This is a genomic window from Streptomyces sp. DvalAA-43, from assembly GCF_900091725.1.
Lineage (GTDB): Bacteria > Actinomycetota > Actinomycetes > Streptomycetales > Streptomycetaceae > Streptomyces > Streptomyces pulveraceus.
The window spans coordinates 359,933-377,071 of record NZ_FMBW01000040.1; the positions used below are offsets into that span (position 1 = coordinate 359,933).

The 17,139-nt window shown below is 71.1% G+C and carries 12 protein-coding genes and 1 pseudogene; 5 read left to right on the forward strand and 8 right to left on the reverse strand.

Going from position 1 to position 17,139, the window contains the following annotated elements; genetic code table 11:
• Positions 1 to 84: 84 nt before the first annotated feature.
• Both GA0115234_RS14215 and GA0115234_RS14220 read left to right on the forward strand, forming a co-directional pair.
• On the forward strand, positions 85 to 1,122 hold the full coding sequence (locus tag GA0115234_RS14215) for a DUF3533 domain-containing protein (protein WP_093541484.1): 1,038 nt from the start codon (positions 85 to 87) through the stop codon (positions 1,120 to 1,122).
• Between the two features lie 50 nt (positions 1,123 to 1,172).
• Positions 1,173 to 2,139, forward strand: a pseudogene (locus GA0115234_RS14220) (VWA-like domain-containing protein); the annotation flags it as partial.
• Positions 2,140 to 2,216: 77 nt separating this feature from the next.
• Here GA0115234_RS14220 and GA0115234_RS14225 read toward each other — a convergent pair.
• Positions 2,217 to 3,224, reverse strand: a complete 1,008-nt coding sequence (locus tag GA0115234_RS14225) for a LysR family transcriptional regulator (RefSeq protein ID WP_093541486.1) — start codon at positions 3,222 to 3,224, stop codon at positions 2,217 to 2,219.
• A 217-nt stretch (positions 3,225 to 3,441) separates the two neighbouring features.
• On the opposite strand from GA0115234_RS14225, the gene GA0115234_RS14230 reads away from it, so the two are divergent.
• Entirely contained in the window at positions 3,442 to 4,218 is a 777-nt protein-coding gene (locus tag GA0115234_RS14230; protein ID WP_093541488.1) for a hypothetical protein, read from the forward strand.
• Between the two features lie 184 nt (positions 4,219 to 4,402).
• Positions 4,403 to 5,278 (forward strand): alpha/beta fold hydrolase, encoded by an 876-nt coding sequence (locus tag GA0115234_RS14235; RefSeq protein ID WP_176729159.1) that lies wholly within the window; start codon positions 4,403 to 4,405, stop codon positions 5,276 to 5,278.
• A 54-nt stretch (positions 5,279 to 5,332) separates the two neighbouring features.
• Here GA0115234_RS14235 and fxsT read toward each other — a convergent pair whose 3' ends face one another.
• From fxsT to fxsA, 4 genes are all read right to left on the reverse strand, one after another.
• Positions 5,333 to 9,268 carry an FxSxx-COOH system tetratricopeptide repeat protein gene (gene fxsT / locus GA0115234_RS14240; RefSeq protein ID WP_093541492.1) on the reverse strand — a complete coding sequence of 1,312 codons (3,936 nt, stop codon included), beginning with the start codon at positions 9,266 to 9,268 and terminating at the stop codon, positions 5,333 to 5,335.
• A complete protein-coding gene (gene fsxC, locus GA0115234_RS14245; protein WP_161275598.1) occupies positions 9,252 to 10,613 on the reverse strand; it encodes an FxsC protein in 1,362 nt (453 codons plus the stop codon). The genes fxsT and fsxC overlap by 17 nt, the downstream gene beginning before the upstream one ends.
• A 205-nt stretch (positions 10,614 to 10,818) precedes the next feature.
• On the reverse strand, positions 10,819 to 13,065 hold the full coding sequence (gene fxsB, locus GA0115234_RS14250) for a radical SAM/SPASM protein FxsBH, inactivated beta-hydroxylase extension form (RefSeq protein WP_176729160.1): 2,247 nt from the start codon (positions 13,063 to 13,065) through the stop codon (positions 10,819 to 10,821).
• Between the two features lie 67 nt (positions 13,066 to 13,132).
• Entirely contained in the window at positions 13,133 to 13,300 is a 168-nt protein-coding gene (gene fxsA / locus GA0115234_RS14255; protein WP_093541496.1) for an FxSxx-COOH cyclophane-containing RiPP peptide, read from the reverse strand.
• A gap of 256 nt (positions 13,301 to 13,556) precedes the next feature.
• Between fxsA and GA0115234_RS14260 the strand changes: the two genes are divergently transcribed.
• Positions 13,557 to 14,453 (forward strand): DUF4231 domain-containing protein, encoded by an 897-nt coding sequence (locus tag GA0115234_RS14260; protein ID WP_093541645.1) that lies wholly within the window; start codon positions 13,557 to 13,559, stop codon positions 14,451 to 14,453.
• 23 nt (positions 14,454 to 14,476) lie between these two features.
• On the opposite strand, the gene GA0115234_RS14265 is transcribed toward GA0115234_RS14260, so the two are convergent.
• From GA0115234_RS14265 to GA0115234_RS14275, 3 genes are all read right to left on the reverse strand, one after another.
• Positions 14,477 to 14,956: a hypothetical protein gene (locus GA0115234_RS14265; RefSeq protein WP_093541498.1), complete on the reverse strand. Its 480-nt coding sequence runs from the start codon at positions 14,954 to 14,956 to the stop codon at positions 14,477 to 14,479.
• Between the two features lie 210 nt (positions 14,957 to 15,166).
• A complete protein-coding gene (locus GA0115234_RS14270; protein ID WP_093541500.1) occupies positions 15,167 to 16,066 on the reverse strand; it encodes a S1 family peptidase in 900 nt (299 codons plus the stop codon).
• Between the two features lie 253 nt (positions 16,067 to 16,319).
• Positions 16,320 to 17,135: a DUF1684 domain-containing protein gene (locus tag GA0115234_RS14275; RefSeq protein ID WP_093541502.1), complete on the reverse strand. Its 816-nt coding sequence runs from the start codon at positions 17,133 to 17,135 to the stop codon at positions 16,320 to 16,322.
• Positions 17,136 to 17,139 lie beyond the last annotated feature (4 nt).

Here is a 17,139-nt window from a genome sequence, read left to right on the forward strand (position 1 = left end):
GGACCGGTGATCGACCGGGGGTCCTGCCAGCCATTCGGCCCAGCCCCGCCTGCACGATCGGCCGATGCCCCGGAGCGTGGGGGCATGACTTTCGTCGACGAGGTGAAGAACGCCGTCACTCCACGGGCCGCACTGCTCGTCATCGGTGTGCTCGGACTGCAACTGCTGTTCATCGCGTCCTACGTCGGGGCGCTACACAAACCGAAGCCGACGGACGTACCCTTCGGCGTCGTCGCGCCCCGGCAGATGTCCGCCCAGCTCCTCACCGATCTGAAGAACCTCCCCGGCGGCCCGCTGGACCCCCGCACGGTCGCCGACGCGGCCACGGCCCGTGAGCAGATCCTCGACCGCAGGATCGACGGCGCCCTGGTCGTCGACCCCAGGAGCACGACCGACACCGTGCTGGTCGCCTCCGGCGGCGGCGCCTCGCTGGCCACCACCCTGACGAAGATCATCACGGAGGCCGACCGGACCCAGCAGCGCACCGTACGGTCCGTGGACCTGGCCCCGGCCTCCCACCAGGACTTCAACGGGATCTCGTCGTTCTACCTGGTCGTGGGCTGGTGCGTCGGCGGCTACCTCTGCGCCTCGATCCTGGCGATCAGCGCGGGCTCCAAGCCCGCCAACGGACAGCGCGCGGTGATCCGGACCGGCGTCATGGCGCTGTACTCGATCGCGGGCGGAATCGGCGGCGCGATCATCATCGGCCCGATCCTCGGTGCCCTGCCCGGAAGCTTCTGGGGTCTGTCCGGCCTGGGCGCGCTGACCGTCTTCGCGGTCGGCATGATCACCCTCGCCCTCCAGGCACTCACCGGCATCGTCGGCATCGGCCTGGCCGTCCTGGTCGTGGTGATCGCGGGCAACCCGAGCGCCGGCGGAGCCTACCCGTTGCCGATGATCCCGGACTTCTGGCGGGCGATCGGACCCGCGCTGCCGCCCGGGGCGGGTACCTGGGTCGCACGCTCGATCGCCTACTTCAGGGGCAACGCGGTCACCGGCCCCCTGCTGGTGCTGTCCGCCTGGGCGGTGGTGGGCACGGCCATCACCCTCCTGGTCGCCATGCGCCGCACACCGGAGGAACTCACCGGCGAGCGCCCGCCGTTCGGCTCGAACCCCGCCTGACCCGGCCGGCACCCCCATGAGGTAGATGCTCTCGTCCAGGAGGAGGAGTGGAGCGCGGGCTGACCCGCCCCGCGGAACGGTTGCGGATGAACATCGCCGCCGACTGCGAGATCAACGACGACGTGTTCGGCGAGGGGCTGGTCCGGCCGGAGGGGGTCGTCGACCCGGACTCCCTGGGGCTTCCCGAGGGGCAGCTCATGGAGGAGTACCTGAGCCGGTTCCGCCTCGGGCCCCACACGCGGCACCTGGCCTGGCTGGACTGCGGCAGCGGCGCCGACGGGCTGGAGCGGGAGTGGGACCTGGGGCCGGACGGCGCGCACGGCCTCAGCGAGCAGGAGCGGGACGCGGTCCGGTTCCGGGTGGCCCAGGGCATCACTGGCTCCGGGGAGCGCCTCGAAGGGGTGGCGGCGGTGGGCGGAGGAGGCGTTCCACCCGCCGCAGCCATGGCGGGAGCTGCTGGGTGCGGCGGTGCGTTCGGCCGCCTCCGGGTCCGGCGCGGGCGAGGACTACACGTACGGCCGCCCGTCGCGGCGCTCGGCCGGTGTGCCCGGCGCCGTGCTGCCGAGTCTGAGGCGCAGACCGCCCCGGGGCTGCGTGGTCATCGACACGTCCGCGTCGGTCAGCGACGCCGAACTGGGCAGCGCGCTCCTGGAGGTCGCCGCGATCTCCCGCGCGGTCGGCGGCCGCCGCGGCCTGGTCACCGTCCTTCCCTGCGACGCGGCGGCCCCGGTCGCGCACACGCTGTGCCGTGCCGAGGGAATCCCGCTGGTGGGCGGCGGGGGCACGGATCTGCGCTCGGGCTTCACCAGGGCCCTCCGGATACAGCCCCGGCCCGATGTCGTCGTGGTCCTGACCGACGGCCAGACCCCGTGGCCGAGCACACAGCCGCCGTGCCGGACGGTGGTGGGACTGTTCCCCCGGTCGTGGGACGCCGACGACGACCCCTCCTACATCCCGCGCTCCCCGCCCGCGTGGGCGCGGACGGTGGCCATCGGCGCGGATTCCGGGAGGCGGTGAACCTGCGGCAGACGCCGTCGGCCACTCGTACGGTCTGCCGCCCGGGGCGGACACCGGGACCGCGCGGGGCGGTACGCCTACGGCCTGCCCGGCGTGCGGCGCGAGGGCGCGGGCCGGGGCACCTCGGTGGGGTCGTGGAGCGTACGGACGATGATGTCGCCCTTGGTGCGACCGGTGAGGGTCGCCGCCTCGGCGTGGTCACGGGCCGCCTGCTGGAGGGCGTCGGCCACCACCCGGGCGGCCGCGGCGGTGGCGCCGGGGCCGGTGCGGTGGAGCGTCCGGGTGATCTGGCTGCCGGTGACGGGCAGCGCCGTCACCGTCACCTGCTCCAGCTGGGCCGCGAAGTGCGCGGGCAGGACCGTGGCCCCGAGCTGCCCGGCCAGCAGCGCCTGGACGGCGATCATGTGGTCGGCCAGGTGCTCGACCGACGGCACGACCCCGTGGACGCCCGCGAACCGGGCGAAGGCGCGGCCGCGGGCGGAGTGCGCCGGGGCGCTGATCCATGGACGGCCGGAGAGTTCGGCGGCGGCGGACGGCTCCTCCCAGGCGGCCGGGACGACCACGCGGTAGTGGTCCTCGCTGAGCACCTGCGCCCGCGTCGAGGGCGGCAGCGGCAGCGCGGTGTCCCGGTCGTCGGTCATGACCAGGACGTCCAGCTCGCCCAGCCGCAGCTGCCGCAGGCCGTCCGGCAGCCCGGCCTCGACGAACCTCGGCTCGATCCGCGGATGCGACCGGGCCAGCAGCCGCAGCGCCCGGACCGCGACCCGGGCCAGCACCCATGACGTGGCCCCGATCGCCACCGGCCCCTGGATCACCTGCTGGTCCACCGAGCCCAGTTGCTGTGCCGCGCGGGTGAGTTCCTGGCCGATGCGGTCACCGGTGGCGGCGAGCATCCGTCCGGCCGCGGTGAGTTCCAGCCGGGTGCCCGAGCGGTCGACCAGCGGAAGGCCCACTTCCCGTTCCAGGCTGGCCAGTTGCTGCGAGACCGCCGAACGCGTATGGCCGAGCAGGCGGGCCGCCGGGGCGAGGCCGCCGCTCCGCGCGATCGCGCTCAGGACCAGCAGGCGCCTGGGGTCGAGGTCCATGCGCGCCGCCCTCCTCGGGGTCAGGGGTCGTGCCACGGACTGTACCGAGGCACCGCCAGCAATCCTGTCGAGGGGTGTCAAGCAGCGCTGTGCGCCGGGGCTGCCTCATGGCCGCGCAGCTGGGAGACTCACCGGCATCCCGAGGGCTTCGGCCGGCACCACCCTGGCACAGGCATGCCCGAAGCCCGGTCATGTCCCGTTCACAAGGAGGCCGTCCATGGCCAGTTCCGCTCCGAAACCGGTCCGAGCCACGTCCGCCCCGCGCCCCGGCCGGCCCGCCCTCGCACTGGCCGTGGCAGGCGCGCTGCTGGGGCTGCCCCTGGTGTCGGCCTGCGGCCCTTCCAGCAGCTCGTCCGACGGCGCCACCAACCCCCCTGCCCGAGGTGACACCGCCACGACCGGCGGCACAGGGAACACCAACGGCACAGGCGGCACAGGCGGGAACACTTCCGGCAGCGGGAGCGGCGGCACCTCGTGGGCGCTCAGCGCCCCACGGACCGTGGCCGGTCATCCGCAGGGGCAGCCGCCGGCGGACATGGTGCGGAGGTTCGATGACGACACCCACAAGAACGCCGCGCGTCTCGGCGTCTCCGGCACCCCGGTACGCGCCTACTACGACGACCGGACCGACGGCGCGTGGATCTTCTACACGGGCGTCACCGGCAGCGGCTTCAAGCCCGACCGGCTGCACGACATCCTCGACCAGCTCCCGGCGGTCCACGACGACGGCGCCGGTGACCGGACCACCACCAGCGCCATCGACGCCGAGCCCGGCCCGCACGGCGGCCGGGCGATCTGCAACACCGTCCTGCTCCGGACCGAGCTGCTCGTCACGGCGGTCTCCACCTGCTCCTGGTTCACCCCGACCACCGCCGCCGGCATCACCCTCATCCCGAAGACCGACGGCACCGGCACCAAGCTCGGCTTCACCGCCGCCGATGTCGCCCCGATCATGCGGGCGGTCCGCGCCGAGGTCGAGGTCCCCCGGCGGTGACACCGGCCGGCGTCCCACCGGCACCGGAACCGCACCGGATCCGCCCGGAAGGGGCGAGCGCGCCCCCCGATCACTCCCTGTGGTTTCCCAACGCACCGTCCCGGTAAGGGCTCTGATGCGCCATCATCGAATCGGGCGGGAAAGTCGGGCACGCGGTGCCCGCACCATACGGAGGAGGCTCCAAGTGCGTAGTCAGGTGCGCGCGGCGGACGGGCGGCATCTGGTGGTGGAGCGTCTCGGGGATCCCCGCGGCAGACCGGTCTTCCTGCTGCACGGGATGCCGGGCAGCAGGCTCGGTCCGGCTCCGCGCGGCATGGTCCTCTACCAGCGCAAGACCCAGCTGATCACCTACGACCGGCCGGGCTACGGCGAGTCCGACCGGCTGCCGGGCCGCTGTGTCGCCGACGCCGTCCAGGATGTGCGGGCCATCGCGGACCACCTCGGTCTCGAACGGTTCGCCGTGGTGGGCCGGTCCGGCGGCGCCCCGCACGCCCTGGCCTGCGCGGCCCTGATGCCCGAGCGGGTGACCCGTACCGCCGCGCTGGTCGGGCTGGCTCCGTGGGGAGCCGACGGCCTCGACTGGTTCGAGGGGATGGCCGCCTCCAACGTGCTGGCGTACTCCACCGCGGCGGCCGATCCGGACGGGCTCGCGGAATCGTTCATCTCACGGTCCGCGGTGATCAGGAAGAACCCGGTCCGGCTCATCGACGACCTGCGCCAGGAGCTGACCGAATCCGACCGGATGGTGGTCAACGACGCCGGGGTCCGCACCATGCTGCTGCGCAACTACCGCGAGGGGCTGCGCACTTCGGCCTGGGGATGGATCGACGACGCGCTCGCGTTCAGCAATCCGTGGGGCTTCGACCCGGCGGACATCACCGGGCCGGTGCTGCTGTGGCACGGCGAGAAGGACGTGTTCTCCCCGGTGGGCCACTCGCGCTGGCTGGCCGAGCGCATTCCGAACTCCACCGTCGTGGTGGAACCGACGGCCGCGCACTTCGACGCCCTGCACGCGCTGCCCAGAATTCTGAACTGGCTGCTGGAACCGCCCGCCTGCTGAGCGGCGCGCCCGGAAGCCGGGGAGCGTCCGGCGACGGCCGGACGCTCCCCGCTCTCACACCGCCGTCGGTTCCAGCTCGCGCTCGAACCGGCTCTCGCTCCGGGCGATCCGGGTCATCGGGTGGTCGTCACCGAGCTGACGGGCCAGTTCCTCGCCCGTCTCGGCCCTCACCCGCAGGGCCTTGTCCTTGCGCCCCATCGCGTCGAGCGTGACCGCCATGTTGGACGTCATGGCCAGGGTCTCCGGGTGATGTGCCCCCAGTACCCTCCTGAGCTGCCCGGACACCTTCACCTCGGTCTCCAGCACCAGGTCGAGATCCCCCTGTTCCGCCGTCGCGTTCGCCAGATTCATCACACAGAACAGGGTGTTGGGGTGCTCCGGCCCGTAGACCTCCCGCATCGCCGCGACCACCCGGGTCAGCACCCGCGCCGACTCCTCCGGGGCCCCGGTCCCCGACTGGTAGACCCCGAGGTTGTTCAGGGCGGCCAGGGTGTACGGGTGCTTCTCCCCCGGCACCTTCATGTACTGGTCGACGACCTCCTGTGCGGTGTCCCTGGCCTCGACCGTCTCTCCGGCCGCGTACAGGTCGGCCGCCAGATTGAGGTCGCAGGCCAGCGACTCCGGGTTGGCGGAGGTGTACTTGGCCCGGTACCTGGCGCGGGTCGCCACCGTGAGCCTGCGGGCGTCCTCCAGCCTGCCTGCCCGGCGCAGCGACACCGCCAGGCTCTTGGCCGCGCTCAGGGTGCCCGGGAAGGCCCGGCCGAGCGTGGCCTTGTAGCTGTCGTACGTACGGCTGAGGATGCCGACCGAGTCCTCGTACCGTCCGACGTCCCGCAGGTCACGGGCCAGGTTCATGGCCGAGGAGAGACTGTAGGGGTGTTCCGCGCCGAGCACCTCGACGCGGCGGTCGAAGACGTCCTGGTCGATCTCGCGGGCCTTGGCGTACTGGCCGATGGACCGCAGGGTGAACGCCAGGTTGTTGGCCGCGGCCAGCGTCCTCGGGTGCGACTCGTGGAAGATCTGGTTGAACCCGTCGGTCGCCTCGGTCGCCAGCTCGATCGCCCTGGTGTACTCCCCGAGCGTGCCGAGGTCGGTCGCCAGGCTGCTGGTGCTCATGTACGTGTGCGGATGCTCGGGGCCCAGGACCTCGCGCTGTGTCTCCAGGGTGATCTCGTCGAGTTCCCTGGCCTCCACGTAACGGCCGCGTGAGCGGTAGATGTTGGAGAGGTGGAAGCAGAGGTAGAGGTACTGGATGTCCCGCTCCCCCAGCGTCTGACGCCAGATCTCGCGCAGTTCCTCGCAGACGGTGGTGGCGGTCCGGAAGTCACCGCGCTTCCAGAGGTAGCGGACCCGGTCGATCAGCAGCCTGCGGGCCTCCGGCTCCTTGCAGTTGCGCGCGTCGGACGGGCCGAGGTGCGGCCAGATGGTGGCGAACTGCGGCCAGGTCGAGGGGTTGTCGATCGGCTCGTCGTCGTCGGGCCGGGCGCCCGCCAGGATGCGGTGGACGGCATGCCGGGCGTCCCGCTGCTCCTCCTCGGTGAGCTGTGCCCGGATGACGGCCTGGACGAGCCGGTGCACCTGGATGGAGTTGGAGACCTGGTCGACCTTGGCGAGGGCGAACCGGCCGATCTCCCGGATGACCCGGCCCAGCACCAGCTTCTCCTGGAGCGAGGCGTCGTACGGCTTCAGCGCCTCGATCATCTCCTTGCTGTACAGGAGGTTCCCGGAGATGGGCTCGGGTGCGAAGAAGGCGCAGAGCTGGAGCAGCCGCACCGCGGCGGGCGAGCGCTCCTTGAGCCGTTGGATGGAGATGTTCCAGGTCGCGGCGACCGGCTCCGGGTAACCGGCCGGCTGGTTGAGCGCCAGGACCTCGGGGGCCTGCTGGGCCAGCTGTTCCAGATAGGTGTCGATCGGAGTGGCGGTCTCCGCGATCCAGGCCGCCGCCTGTTCGACGGCCAGCGGCAGGTCACCGACCGCGGTGGCCACCTGGGCGGCGTCCTCGTCGGTCAGCCCCGGTGCCCGGCGCTGGAGGTGCTCGATGGACTCCTCGCGCAGGAAGACGTCGACGGGCAGCGCGTCGCCGTGCTGGGACCAGGCCTGGTTGCGCGAGGTGACCAGGATGTGGCCGGAGCCGCCCTGCGGGAAGTAGCGACGGAGCCGTTCGGGGTCGTCGGCATTGTCGAAGACCAGCAGCCAGCGGTCCGAGGGCACACCGCGCCGCAGCAGGTCGACCGCCTCCTGGGAGGCTGCCGCCATGTCGTCGCCGCCCTGGGCGCCCAGCCGGACCGCGAGCTCGGCGAGGGCGGCCACCACGTCGTCGGTCTGCTCCGACGATATCCACCAGACCAGGTCGTAGTCGGCCATGAAGCGGTGCACGTACTCCAGGGCGACCTGGGTCTTGCCCACGCCGCCGAGTCCGTACAGGGTCTGCGGCTGGGGCAGCACCACGGCCATGCCGCCGCCGAGCTGGTCGCGCATCCGTTCCAGGACCATGGAGCGGCCGGTGAAACCGGGGTTGCGCGGCGGGGCGTTCCAGATCCTGGGGACGGTGCCCGGGAAGCGCGGTCCGGGCGACACCGCGTCGGTGAGCTGTACGGGCCGGTCCAGGGCGCGCAGCAGGGCGGCGGTGGCGTGCACCTCGTCGAGCCGGAAGAGGTCGACGGGGTTGCGGTCGATGTAGGGCGCGGAGAGCCGTACGTCCCCGACCCTGAGCGGCAGCAGATGGCGCCGCCCGCCGCCGGGGTCCTCCGCGACGGCCCGGTCCCAGAGGTTCACCGCGCGCTGGGACTTGAGGTAGGCGCTGGAGAGCAGCACGACGGTACGGGTCGCGTTCTCGGCGGCCGCGGCCGCCGGTTCGGGGGTCTCCCGCTCGGCGGACACATCGCGCGGTACGACGCGGAACCCGGCCCGGGTGAGCACGGATTCGATCCAGTCTGCCCACATCCGGTTCTCCGCCACATAGCTGAGGAAGAGATCGGCGGGCAGGGCGGGCCTGCGCCTGGTGAACGCGTCCCGGATGCGCAGCCGTACCTCGTCGCCGACCGGTGGCATCGAGGTGATCTGCTGGTCGGTGATGACGGAGGTGAGCCGTTCGAAGGCGGAGAGCAGGGAGTTGGTGAGGCCCGACTCGTCACCGAAGGTCGCCAGGGTCTCCTCGTAGGCGTAGTAGGGGCGGTACGGGATCTCCACCGCACCCCAGTAGGCGGTGAGTTCGTCCCCCGAAAGGTCGCGCGGCAGCCGGTCGAACTTCAGCCGGGCCAGCGCCCGTCCGGCGTCGGCCTTCTCCTTCTCGCCCTCGTCGATGCGCATCGGGACGGGGAAGATGGAGATGGGACGGCCGGTGTAGCGCTCGGAGATCTGCCGGGCGACGGAGGCGGCGCCGTCGATGGACTGGTCGCTGAGGGTGAAGCAGTCGACGAGGATGTCGGGGAGGTGGACGGTGCAGATGTCGGCGATGTCGCTGAGGCCGGTCCGGCTGTCGATGAGGACGTAGTCGTAGTTGGCCTTCATGTCGTCGCGCAGGGCGTCGAAGAAGTGGCCGCCGCCGAGCCGGTCGTAGAAGTTGTCCCAGTCGAAGGTGGAGACGGTCGCGGAGTATTCGCGGTTCTGCCGTCCGGCGGAGACGAAGTCGAGCGTGCCGCCCTGCGGGAACTCCCAGCCGAGCGCCTCGGGGGTGAGGGAGACCGCGTGCGGCTGGATGCGCGCGTAGTCGCGGTGCCAGTCGTCGGGGCGCTGGACGGGGCTGGTCGCGGCCCAGGCGTACTCGGTGATCAGATCGATGACGCCGGTGGTGGCACCGAGTGTCGAGGGGTCGAGGAACGGGTGGAAGAACCGGTGGAGCCCCGGCGCCTCCAGGTCCCAGTCGACGGCCAGTACCCGCTTTCCGTTGGCGGCGAGTATCCAGGCGGTGTTGGCCAGGGCCATGGTGCGCCCGGTGCCGCCCTTGTACGAGTAGAAGGTGACGATGCGCCCGTCACGACTGGCCGTCATCCGTGTCCTCCGCATCCGTCGCAGGGTCGTGTGTCTCGGGGAGGTAGTTCGTCTGTGCCATGGGCCCCATCAGCCGGGTCCGTTCGGTGTGTCCGCCGCCGGTGGCGGGTGGGTACACCGCCGCGTGTCTCAGGTACTGCTGTGCCGCCACCTCGACCACCTGCGGCAGGATCTGCCCGAAGGCCTCCATGCTGGGCACGCCCTTGGCGGCGGCCCGGCAGTAGGCCCGCCCCTGGCGCATCTTGGTCGGCATGGTCCGTTCGAGCTTCTCGGTCAGTTCGGCCTCGGCGGCCATGCTCTCGTGGTCCTCGCGGTTCCACGGCACGACCATCGTCACCCAGGGGCGGTTCTCGGCGTCGAAGGCGGCGAGCCTGCGGCACCGGTCCTCGTCCTGGAGGGCCCAGCGGTCGACCAGCAGGATCTCCGGCCTGCTGGGCGGCTGCTTGCCCTCCGCGTGCCCGGCCTCCTCGTCGAAGGAGGTGACGGTCGCCTGGTAGTTGAGGGAGCGCACCATGTCCTCGGCCACATAGGCCAGGGGGCGGACGGCGGCCGGGTGGTAGGGGTTCCAGTCCTGCGGACTGTCGCCGTAGTAGTCGGCGTTGCGTCCCGCGGGAAGGTCGTGCCGGGTGGCGGCGGCGATGGTGACCTGCATGGGGCGGGGGCCGCCGACCGCGCTGTTGGGCGGGCCGAAGGCGCTGGGGGCGAGCCGGTAGTCGACGGGGCGGCCGGTGCCGATCCTGATGGTGTCGGCGACGTTGACGATGCGCTTGGCGAGTTCGTACACCGCGCGCTCGTACTCCTCGGCGAAGAGCCTGAGCTTGATCAGTCCGTAGAGTCCGTCACTGACGTAACGGTCCCCGAAATCACGGTGGTTGAACTGTAATCGCTCGGCGGGGCCGGGAAGCTGGCTCGGTGGTACCGGTACCCAGAGCGCCGGAACGATCGCCTCGCCCCGCTGGTTGGAGCGGGCCCGGTGATGGATGGCGCGCTGGGCGAAGGCATACCACTCCTTGCCACACATCTCGCTCGCGAAATAGCGCGGTGAGAAGAGCGGAACGAACACTCGGCAGGTGGCGAGCACCTCGCCGAGCCGTTCCGACCAGCCCTCGCCGGAGCGTATCTCGCGGTCGATGAACCCCGCGGGCGCGCCCGCGGGCAGATCCGTCATGGCCATCACATGGTCACAGAGATCCTTGAAGAGGCGTTCGACCCACATATCGGGGTCGGTTCCACGGCCGTAGCCCGGTGTATGGGCATAACTCAAGAAGAAGTACGGCCGATGGTCCGCCGCTCGCTGCTGCGGTGTTGCGTGCACACGACCCCCGTCCTGTGTGAGCACCCGCATCCCAGGAGTGAAGTGAATGCGAGCGAATTCATCATTCCGGAGCGGACGTAGCTCCACCCCCATGGCGTTCGGTCATTCAACGCCGGTTTCCAGTCATCCGTTCCCGGGTTCGGCCGGTCATTTTCTTGATCGAATTCGGTCTGCGGCTGTTCCTCCCAGTTGTCCCGTGTTCACCGACACCCTCGGTCGAACCGGAATTCGAGCCTCAGATCTCTTTTCGCATCCGATCCAGCAGCCGCTTTCCACTGACGGTGAGCTCGGCGGCACCCTCCAGTGTGTCGAGGGCCTGTGGTACGCCCTCCAGACAGCGCGGCTCGAATGCGCCCAACGCCATCCGCTCATAGGTGTCGGCCAGCAACCGGGAAAACGGAACTGGTTCTTCCTGCCAGGGAATTCGATGTTCCCAGGAGCCGTCCGCCGCGTAAAGATCCGTGACGTCGACAAGCGCCCGCAATTCGGCCCGCCGGAAACCCCGCAGCAGCGCGAACGCCAACTCCTCGGCACCGCCGTCCACGGCGATGCCGAGCGCGCCGTGGCCGTGCCGCCCGACGGACGGCTCCGCCGGCGCCAGACCGCTCAGCGGCGTCAGGGTGGTGAGGCGGCCCGCCATCTCCACGGCTCGCTCGGGCGCCCTCGCCTCGATCAGCACCCACGCCTCGCCGAGCCTGAACACCAGGTCCGCGGCGGCCCGGTCGTCGAGCCCGGCCACGGCCGGCGCGGCGAAGCAGTCGCGGTACGGGTCGAGGTCGTCGAGCGCCAGGCCGAACACCGGGCCGGGCGCGCCGCCCGGCATCGCGAACCGGCGCACCGGCCGCCACCCGGGCGCGGCCGTCCGCGGCCGTACGATCCTCCGCTCGGCCGGGTCGCCCTCGTCCCGCCGGACCAGGAAGCCGTCCTCCACGGCGCGCACCCGTGCCGTGCCGTGCTCCCCCGGTGCCCCGATCCGCAACTCGCCGAGGCCCGGCAGCACCAGCCTGCCGTCCGTGTAGGCGACGCCCACGGACAGATCCAGCCCGCCCCGTACGACGGCGGACGCGAGGTACCCCGGCAGCAGCCCCGCGGCCTCCACCGTCCCCGGCTCCTCGTGGAGCTGCTCCAGGGCGTGGAGCAGCCAGGTGCGGGTGTACGGGTGGGCCAGCACCTCGTCCAGGCCGCGGGCGCCCTCCTCGGACGCCTCGACGGCGGCGGCCAGCTCCCATGCCTCCGCCCACCGCTCCCCGCCGCGCCCTTCGAGGTCGGCGTTCAGCCGGGCCAGCAGCATCCGGGTGAGGTCGCGCTGGGAGGCGGCCAGTTCGTCCGGCTCGGTCACCTCGGGCGCGGCCAGGGACGCCGCCGTGCGCGCCTCGATGCCACGCACCATGGCGGCCAGGTCGGCGCAGTACACGGACGGGTTGTCGAAGGCCCCGGACGGCCCGGTGGAGCGGTACCGGTGGGTGTAGAGGCCGCCGCCACACGAGCGCACGACGGGGCAGCGGCGGCAGGTCTCGCTGACGCCTGCCAGCCCGAGCTGACGGGCCCGTACCCCCGGATGGGCCGCGACCTCGTCGAAGGTGTGGGTGAAGACGTCGAACCCGGTGGCCGCCGCACCCTCGTAGGCGCTCTTCAGCGAGTCGACCTGCTCCAGCTGGCCGTCGGTCTCGACGACGACGAGGTCGGTCGGGGCGAGCCCCAGGGACTCGGTGAGGCTGGGGCCGCCGCTCAGCGTGGACTGCACCGAGGAGAAGAGCCGCACCGGCACCGGGCGCCCCTGCTCCTGCCAGCGGTCGAAGACCGCGAGGAGCCAGTCGGCGTAGGCGGTGGGCGACCCGTCCGGGCGGGGCGGCGGATCGTCCCAGGTGGCGTGCGGCAGCAGGAAGTCGATGAGCGGCGGGTCGAGCTCGGTGAGCGCGTCGAGGACCGCGCGCGGGTCGTTCTCGATGTCGATGGTGCACAGGAGCCCGAGATCGAGGTGGCGGTAACGCTCCTGCCGGAGCAGTTCCACGGCCTTGAGGACCAGGGGGTGGCTGCTGCGCCCGTCGGCGTAGCGGCGGTGCCGGTCGTTGGCGGCCCGGTCGCCGTCGAGGGAGATGCCGACCCTGACGCCGAACTCGTCGAAGAGGTCGAGATACCGGGGACTGAGCTGGAGTCCATTGGTGTGGATACGGAGATCGAGCTCCGCGACGCCGTCGAAGGCGGAGGTCAGCACTTCGCAGACGCGCCGCAATCGGGCGGGCCCCGCCAGTAGAGGCTCCCCTCCGTGCAGGATCACTGACACGGAGGGCAGTGCATGTGCCTTGGCATGCTCGGCCAAACGCTGAGCAGTCCGGAAAATGACATCATCAGAGATTGTCCTGGGACGGGTACGCCAGCTCTGATCTGCATGTTCGTAGACATAGCAGTGGTCACAGGCAAGATCACACCTGCTGTGAACCTTGAGAACGACTTCGCGGAAAGGGACCAGGGGTCCTGTCATTCCACCAGTCTAGCCAGCCCGAAGGGGTGCTCGGAGCTTCGGTTCGAGAGGGTTTCGGCGCGTTGTTTCAGAGCGCCGAGTTGAAGGTCGATGCCTGGGTGCGGCGACCGGCCGATGCGGCATGCACGCGGCCGAGCCTCCGGGCGGCAGCGGCACCGCGGACGTCGATCTCGGCGAGCGGCACACGGTTCTTCTTCGCAACGGCGAAGGAGGGAGAGGATTCAGAGGTGTTCACGGCCGTCCTTGAGGGGATTTGTTCCGATGGAATGGTTCCGGACAGGAATGCAGCAACGGTATCTGCACCATTGCAGTGTCCGGCGGCACGACTTTACTCTCATGGCCTCGGTTGGCAACTGAGGCCGGGCACTTGGAACAAGAGCGTCACACAGGGCCGCCCCGAATCGAACGGAACTATCGATTCCGCCATTGAGGTGACGACATAACCGCAGACGGGAGTGAACATGACGGCGCTTCCCGGGCCGCTCCAGAGCATGGTCTTCAGGAACGCCGACCTTCCGGCGCTCTTCCACCACACGGACGGGATCGCCGTCGCACGGCAGCGGGAGGCCGTGAACACCACCCGCGTTCAGCTGATCCTCCTGGTCACAGGGGCCGTACCGGCCGCGCTCCCCTGGCATGCCGAGGTGGCTGACACGTTTCAACTCACCGATGCAGTCGGCGCGTTGGCCTACCTGGGTGTCCTGATCACGACGTACCTCTCGGCCCGGCGCAAAGCAAAGTCGCATTGGCAACTCAACCGCTCGGCGGCAGAGTTCATCAAGTCGATGTGCTGGCGTTACTCGGTGCACGGATCGCCGTTCGACAGCAGCACCCCGCACCCGGAGGCGGTGTTCGCCAATCGGCTCGAAGAGGGCCTTCAGGAGCTCCGCAAAGTGGGGTGGGCCGACCCTCGCGACCTGACGGCGGATTCGGGCGGGCTCATCACCGCCTCGATGCGCGAGTTGCGGGAGAAGGCGTTCACCGTACGCAAGGAGACCTATGTACGGGACCGGCTCATCGAGCAGCGGAGTTGGTACCGCAGGCGTCAGGAGGTCTCCCGGCGGGCGACCCTGGTCTGGTCGACCACCATCGGCGCGCTGACCGCGCTCGCCCTGGTGTTCGCCGTACTGAGGACCTTCTCCGCCACCCAGTCCTTCGCCCTGACGGGCGTGCTGTCGGCCGCGGCGGCCGCCTGTCTGGCGTGGAGCGAGATGCGCCGTCACCATCCGCTGATCTCTGCCCACTCACTGGTGGAGCAGGATCTGGAGGCGATGCAGGTGGCGATGGAGACCACCCTGACGGAGCGCCAGTGGCCGGGGGCGGTGTTCGAGACCGAGCGGATCGTCTCCCCGCAGCACACCGACTGGCTGGCCCGGCACCAGATGTGACGACGCAGCAACACCGTGGGGTGTCAGCCCCGCTCCACGCCCTCGCGCCAGATCACCGTGACCGGGCGGCCCAGGCTCCGGGCGTAGGTCACGATGTCGCCCGTGCCGCCGAGGCCCCGGGCGGGCCGGCCGTCCCACACCGCGAGCAGCCGGTCGCAGTGGTCGGCGATGTACGCGCCCGCCGCGTAGTACGCCTCGTCGGTGGAGTGCGGGTAGCCCAGCCGGACCTCCCGGGCCGCGCGGCCCTTGAGGGCCCGGTAGCGGGCGAGTTCGGCCGCGTCGGCGAAGCAGGACTCGTAGTCGCCGCTGGGGATGACCACGGTCAGGTCCGCGCCGTGTGCCAGCGCGAGATCGGCGAAGAGCTGATCCGCTCCCACGGCCAGGCTGGAGAGGGCCTCCAGGGAGCCTTCGAGGCCACAGAGGGCCGCCCGTAACCCCGCGAGCACATGGGCGTGGGCCTCCTGCGGGATGGTGCGATGACCGGTCACTCCGATGCGTTTCACGGACCTGGAACCCCCTGAGGTGTCTGCCGGGGGCCCGGAAGGCATTGCTCCGGTTGGCACAGCGTCCGCCCCCGATGCTCCTGCGTGACCGGCCTGCCCCACATCCTCTCAAAAGCCGCGGGGTGAGCGGGAGCCCCCGCCCGGGATTCGGACGGGGGCTCTGGCTCGGTCGGCCGCTTGTTCGAGGGCCGGAGCGGGGGTGCCGGGGTGTCAGTAGATGCTGACCCCGTACGCGCTGAGCGCCTCGGTGACCGGCTGGAAGTACGTGACGCCGCCGGAGGAGCAGTCACCGCTACCGCCGGAGGTCAGGCCGATCGCCTTGGAGCCGGAGTAGAGCGGGCCGCCCGAGTCGCCGGGCTCCGCGCAGACGTTGGTCTTGATCATTCCGTAGACGATGTCGCCGTTGCCGTAGTTGACCGTCGCGTTGAGGCCCGTGACCGAGCCGCCGTGGGTGCCGGTGGTCGAGCCGCGGCGGGTGACGGACATGCCGACCGTGGCATCGGCCGCGCCGGTGATGTCGACGCTGCCGACGGTGCCCTCGTGGGAGACCGCGGCGTTGTCGTACCTGACCAGGCCGTAGTCGTTGGTCGGGAAGCTGGAGCCGACCGTCGGACCGATGCTGGTCGAGTTCGACGAGTTGGTGTACCAGGGCGGGTTGCCGTCGGTGCAGTGACCGGCGGTCAGGAAGTAGTAGGTGCTGCCGCTGCGGACGTTGAAGCCGAGGGAGCAGCGCCAGCCGGGGGCGTAGATCGCGTCACCGCCGGAGAGCAGTTTGCTGATCGTCCCGGTGGTGCGTTCGATCTTCAGGGCGCCGGCGTTGGCTCCGGCGGACTGCTTGATCTGTTCGATCTCGGCGTTCGAGACCGTGCGGTCGGCGGTGACCACGAGCTTCTTGGACACCGGGTCGACATTCCACGCGGTGCCCGCCACATCGGCGCCGAGCACGGCGTCGCTCGCGGCGGACAGCTGCGAGGCACTGAAGGTGGGGTTGCTGTCGGCCTGGGCGCTGGGGACGGCCAGTGCGGCGACGGCGACGAGGCCCGCTGCGATGGCTACGGTCCTGGTGCGTCTGGCGGTGGTGCCGAGGGGGGTGGTGCGCTTGATCCTCACTTTTCGTTCCTCCCGAGGGAAGTCGGGGGTCCGCCTGTGGGGTGGTCGGACCCGTGAGGCGCAGTCATTCGCACGGCCGTGCGCCCGCGATGCGAGCATGCCGTGTTCCTGACAAGCGCTGCTCGGGAGTATTCAAGGCGTCAACTTGTGGCGCAAGAGGGCCCTCTGGCCCGAACTTGCCGTGCCGCACGGGAACGGCCCCGGTGCCGCAGGGGCTGCCGGGGCCGTGGTCCCGTACGGATACGGCGGCGCGTCAGGCGTCGACGCGGTTGCGCTCCCCCGCCTCGACGGCGAGGGGAAGGGTGTTGCCGGGCGGCGGGAAGGGGCAGATGAAGTGGTCCGCGAAGGCGCACGGCGGCAGCAGCGCGCGGTTGAAATCGACCGTCACGCCGCCGTCCTCGGCGGGTGCCGAGGGCCGCAGGAACCGGAAGCGGTAGCTGCTGCTTCCGCTGGTGGCATCGGCGAAGACCGCCCAGAGCGAACCGTCGGGCTCCACCGCGACCTGGAGCGTGTGCTCCGCGCCGTCGGCCTCGAAGGCGATCTCACCGGCGAGTCCGAGACCCCGCTCGACCCCGTCGGCGTTCTCGACCCGGACCGTACGGGCGCTGTCGTACGGGCGGAAGGTGCCGGGGAGCACCCAGCGGGCGTCGTACGGGGTGGCGTCGATGGCCCGGAAGGCGCGTCGCGCCGCGGAGTCCGGGTCGAAGTCCCGTACCGCCCAGAGCCCTTCGCGGCTCAGCACGACCAGCCGCCGCTCGCCGTGCGCGACGCGGGACCCGCCGATCGGGGCGCGGTCGGCGGAGAGGCGGACCTGGCCGGTGAAGGGCTCGCCGTCGACGGTCAGCCCGTCCGCGGCGGATGCGGTGAGCACCAGCTCGTCGCCGTCCTGCCGCCACTGCCCGGGTACCCCGGGGATCCGGCCCTCCGGGTGGTCGGAGAGCCAGTGGGTGCCGGTCAGGGAGAGCGGCCCGTAGGGGCCCGCGACCGTGGCGGTGCGCTCCTCGTGCCAGTGCTTCCAGTCCTGTGCCGCCTGCTCGGATCCGTGCGGCTGCGGTGCGTCCGTGCTCATGCGA